Source organism: Tsukamurella sputi (assembly GCF_007858445.1).
In the GTDB taxonomy this organism is placed as follows: Bacteria; Actinomycetota; Actinomycetes; order Mycobacteriales; family Mycobacteriaceae; genus Tsukamurella; species Tsukamurella sputi.
In genome coordinates, this window is sequence record NZ_VIGV01000041.1 from 1 (window position 1) to 727 (window position 727).

The 727-nt window shown below is 39.1% G+C and carries 1 protein-coding gene; it reads left to right on the forward strand.

Going from position 1 to position 727, the window contains the following annotated elements:
* Positions 1–444, forward strand: a 444-nt coding sequence (locus FK268_RS25830; protein ID WP_146437781.1) for a cupin domain-containing protein, incomplete at its 5' end; no start/stop codon positions are given.
* Positions 445–727: the final 283 nt, after the last annotated feature.

Sequence of the window (727 nt, forward strand, 5' to 3'; positions counted from 1 at the left end):
CGTAACTTCCCTGAAGCGAAGACGATTTCAGCAGCATTTGTAGAGATCGAACCTGGTGGTATGCGTGAAATCCATTGGCATCCACGTGCGCAAGAGTGGCTCTACTTTATTGAGGGTAAGGCGCGTATGACGGTCTTTAACTCACAAGGAACGGCAAGAACATTCAACTATCAAGCAGGTGATGTAGGGGTTGTTCCTATTGTAGCGGGACACTATATCCAAAATATTGGTGATGAGCCTGTTCGCTTTATCGAAGTATTTAAACGTCCAGATGCTTATCCGATCTCTCGTTACTCCGATATTTCTCTTAATGCTTGGTTAGCGAGTACACCTACACAGATCGTTGCAGATCATCTCAATTTAACGTTTGAAGAGGCAGAAGCGCTCCCAAATCCAGGGCGTCCAGAGCCTGTTATTTGGTATAAAAAGCCAGAAGGTAAATAGTTGCTGTCGTGAGTGATCTATTGTGTTGATGGATCTGGAAGTATAGTAAATCCATTATCGATTGACCATTAACTCACTTACAATTGACGCACAATTCTATTTTTATTTTTTATTTTTAATATCACCAGTATCGATTCATCTACTTATTTTGAATCGATACTGGTTTTTTGATTGGTTATTTAAATCATCTATTTGAATTACTCATTGTGAATTGGTCATTAGTAATCTAAGTAGATAGAGATTTTACTTCAGCTAGACTCCGCTAGATTCAACTAGATTTAGT